General features: G+C 61.6%; 2 protein-coding genes and 1 pseudogene. All 3 read right to left on the bottom strand.

What is annotated here, in order from left to right:
• A partial coding sequence (locus tag GPL81_RS31270; protein ID WP_218585672.1) for a hypothetical protein occupies positions 1–192 on the bottom strand: 192 nt, incomplete at its 3' end.
• A 35-nt stretch (positions 193–227) separates the two neighbouring features.
• Positions 228–479, bottom strand: a pseudogene (locus GPL81_RS29750) (DnaT-like ssDNA-binding protein); the annotation flags it as partial.
• A gap of 235 nt (positions 480–714) precedes the next feature.
• Complete coding sequence (locus GPL81_RS29745; protein WP_425502631.1) at positions 715–4,053, bottom strand: Ig-like domain-containing protein; 3,339 nt, start codon at positions 4,051–4,053, stop codon at positions 715–717.
• Between the last annotated feature and the right edge of the window lie 135 nt (positions 4,054–4,188).

Below are 4,188 nucleotides of genomic sequence, written 5' to 3'. Positions count from 1 at the left end.
ACACCACAAGGCCCACACACCCAACCACACCCAAAGCATGCGTCCCCCAGTCCCACCTGACTGACACACACCCCCAGCCCATGAGCCGTCAACATTGCTGCTTGTTGCCAACCCCTCTGCTTTTGCCAGCGGCAATGCTGCCGAAAAAAACAGATCCCAAGCCTTTTGTTCGTCATCATTGTACTGAGACATATTGAAGCTCCTGATAATGGAGCAATCAAACTAGCTCACGCCCTTACAGCGAACAATCCACGCCGCTGCAAGTAATCCACAAACTGCGCGGCGCTTGGGCGGTCCGGTGCAGCCGGCAACAGTCGACCGCTGGTGTTCGGGATCGTGGCGAACTCGCGAGTTACTGCGCCTTCGACACGCTCCAACGTCACCGAGCCTTTGCGTTTCTCTGGTGGATCGATGTCGTCGGTATGGATTTCGGCAGCCAAAGCCATCTGGCCGTATTCGATCCGCGCCGACAGGTAGTTCCAATCCATCACCGAGAAAGCTAAATCGACCAAGCACTGCTGTTGGTTAAAAGCAGAGTACGGCATGGATAGGAGGAGCGGTATACGGTGAACTCCGGTGAATGTCTGGAGGCAATCTCAGGATAAACGATTGTGGAAAAAACAACCTGGAGTTCCGCTCCCTCCGAACGGATCGCTCCGTAATCGAGCGGCGCCCGGCCCACATGGCATGGACCGGGCGCCCGTCGAAGTGACGTCAGCGCACGGATATCGGTGCGGTTACCGTCTTGCCGTAGCCCGATGTGACAGTCGCTGTTGGACTCGCAGTCGGGCCGGCACCGGTGAGGCTGGCCGTCAGCCGCCAGCGTGCCCCGGTGCCCGTCGGCGTGAGGGTTGCACTGCCGAGGTTGAGCGGTCCGGCCGTGGTCGTCACCGTTACCATTACCGTATTACCCGTACCCCGTGACGTGGTCCCGGACAGGTCCCAGGTGTAGCGGTTGTTGCTGCGCACCTGGACCGAAGCGCTGGAGATCACCAGGTCTTCGTTGACCGTCGGCGCTGGCGTTACCGCCACCGATACGGTTGCCGGTGGCGAGATAGCATTCTTGGCGTCGCTGGCCTGATAGGTGAAGGTCGCGGTGAACGGTCCGGGGGCGGTGGCCGGCGGCGTGTAGATCACACGGGTGCCATCGGTGCTGACCGTGCCCTTGCCCGAGTCTGGCTGGTTCAGGCCCACCACTTTGAGCGGCAGGTTACCGTCCGGGTCGGTGTCGTTGGCCAGCACGTTGATGGTCACCGCTTGCCCGTTGTTGCTGGTGGCGCTGTCCGGGTTGGCCACGGGTTTTTTGTTGTCGCCCTGGTTGTCGTCTTCCTTGCCGCCGGTACGGAAGGTTGGCAGCGCGGCGGTGTTGACGTAGGTGACACCGTCCCATCCGGGCAGCGGCGTTGGCATCAACTGGAACTGCCCCGGATGCTCGATATCCCAACGCAGCAGCATCGAATTGTCTTCGTGCTGGGTGTTGTGGCAGTGCTCCATGTAGGTCCCGGCGAATTCGCGGAAGTGGATCGCCATTTCCACATCCACCGAGCTGTCGATACCTTGGCCGATGCGGTACACGTCCTTGCGTGCCCATTTTTCCCATTCCGGTGGCGCCTTGCCGTCGCGGGTCAGGATGATGCCTTCCTCGAAGTGCACATGAACCGGGTGGTTCCAGCCGTTGCCGCCGTTTTTGATTTTCCACACTTCCAGGGTGCCATCGCCGGAGAACCCGGCATCGGTTGGGCCGTTGGCCAGTTGCGGGGCGGCGCTGAGCCGGCGTGGGTCCATGTTGTAGCCAAAACCTCCGTCGGTCTTGACGGTCCATGGCGCTTCGTCGGTGCCATCGGAACGACCGAAGATGAACTCGCGATGGCGGGCCTGTTTCAGCTTGCCCTGGACCACCGGATCATCACGGTTGAGGGTCAGCGGAATCATGACTTTGCCCGCCGCCTTGCCCGGTTTTGGTGGCTCGTAGTCGGCGGGGTTCATGCTCACATCTGTGCCGCTGTAAGGCTGCACGATCAATTGCAGGAACTTGCCAACCGTCGGATCACCCTTGTCCCACTCAAGCCCCTTGCTGCCTTGCTTGAGCACCGCCTTGTACTTCCCGGACAGCACATCGGCCAGCTTCAGGGGATCGTCTTTGGGCCCCTTGCCGGTCTGGTGTTCCAGGAGGTTGACGAAGTACAGCTTGTCGCCGGTCTTGAGCCCGTTTTTTGCGAAGTTGACGATGATGTCGAAGCGTTCGGCGATGCCCTGGGTCGGCAGGATGGCGTTGTGGTTTTGCAGGTCGCCGTCACCGTCCAGGTCCATGCTGCCGTCGAACGGCACGGCGTGCTCCATGAGGTTGCCGTCATTGCCGATCATGTGGAACGGCACGCGGTTGTAGGACACCCCGGAGCCCGCCGGGCCGGGGAATTCGCCGCCGGTACCGGCGACTTCACGCACCAGGGCGATCTTCAGGTAGCGCGAGACCGAGCCATTGAGAATGCGGAAACGGTAACTGCGTGCGCGCACTTTCAGGGTTGGCTGGTATTGCCAGTTGACCAGGATTTGATCGCCGAGGAAGCCGTCGGTGTTGAACGGGTTGAACCACAACTGGCCATCCTTATCCCAGGCCTTGTCCGCCACCACCAGGTTGACGTCGTAGTCACGGTTGCCCCAGGGCATAGCCGTACCGCTGGGCAGGCGCAGGTTGACGCCGTCCTCGATCGCTTCGTTACCGCGGTCCATGGCGCTGTAGTAGTTCATCATCACCGCGTTGCCCTTGTAGACGTTCTGCGCGGTGAAATCGAGCATGTGGTCGTGGAACCAGTGGGTGCTCATGGTTTCGCGCCAGTCGCCACGAATCTTGATCGTGCCGTTCTGGCAGGTTTTCAGGCCTGGCGAGGCGTCGTTGACATACAGCGTTTCGCCGGGCGCGCAGGGGAACGCCGCGCGCGGGTCCGACGCGGTGGTGTTGATTGTGTCGTAACCGGCCAGTTGCATCGGCCAGCGATAGTCGTAGTACTGCCCCGGAAAGAAAAATGCGTTGGCATAGCCATCGCTCTCGGCGGGGGAGTGGCCGTTGTGTTCGTGGGTGCTGATGGTGTGCAGGCCGAACCCCATGTTGGCGGCAGGGTCGATCGGCAGGGCGTTGTAATGACGCATCAACACCGGTTGGCCGTAACGCACCATCAGCAGTTTGGGCGGGAAGGTGCCGTCGAAGGTCCATAGCGCGTTGTGATTTTGCACCGGCATGTTGGGGTGGAAACGGGTGTCGATGCCTTTGGTCGTGCCCGTTGTGGTCGGAATGTCCGAGGTTTGATAGTAGAGCCCGCCTGGTGCGAACTCACCCACGGCATAGTTGTGCAACTGCCGGCGGTCGCGCATGCCGCCGTTGAGTTTGGCGCCCGCTTGCACGGTCTTGAACGCGACTTGCGGGTAGAACTCGTTCCAGCGCTGATGCGCCCAACCTTTTCCTGGTGGACGACCCTCGGCCGGCGAACCCACCGGATGGCGGTTGAGGAAGGCTTCGATCTGGGTTTTCCACGGATTGCGGTCCAGCGAGTTGGAATACTGCGTCGGAAACGGGTAAAGGCCGGGCTGGCGCATGAACGCTTCCAGCGCGGTACTCGAAGGGCCGCTGCGGGCGATGCTGTTCGGATCTTGCTGCGGCGCCGGGCCAACGGTGGGCACCGGGAAGGTCAGCGCCGGTGGCGGCAGGGTCGGGTCGAGTTTTTCCGTGCCGAATTCCTCGAACAGCAGCAGTTGCTGGGTATACGGCTGCGCGCCGAACAACGGGCTGGGTTTGCCGTTGGTGGGGTAGTTGAACGAGGTCTGCAGGCTGGGCGGCAACACGTTGTCGGCCCGTGGCGTGTTGCGGTCGCCATACATGCCATTGGGCAGGGCGATCGAGCCCTGGTTGGCTTCCGGCATGCCTTTGATGGCTTCCAGCGCGGCAGCTGCGTCTATCGGGTTGGCGGGTGGATTGGTGTAGGCCGAGGGGTCCGTTGGCGGTGGCTGGCTCACATCGTCGAGCGGGGAGGCGTTGGCCGAGGCAAGGGTGATGAGCATCACCGCGCAGATCACTCCGGGCCTTTGCAAGTAGCGGGTTGATGTGGACTGCGGTTTGACATGTTTCATGTTGGGTATCCTCGGGGCTCGCGTTATGTGGGGCGCCCTCAGGCATCTTGTGGGGTGGTACAGGCG

The sequence above is a fragment of the Pseudomonas izuensis genome, from assembly GCF_009861505.1.
GTDB classification, from domain to species: Bacteria; Pseudomonadota; Gammaproteobacteria; order Pseudomonadales; family Pseudomonadaceae; genus Aquipseudomonas; species Aquipseudomonas izuensis.
Note: the sequence above shows the minus strand (reverse complement) of the source record. Positions and strands in the feature narration are given on the sequence as shown.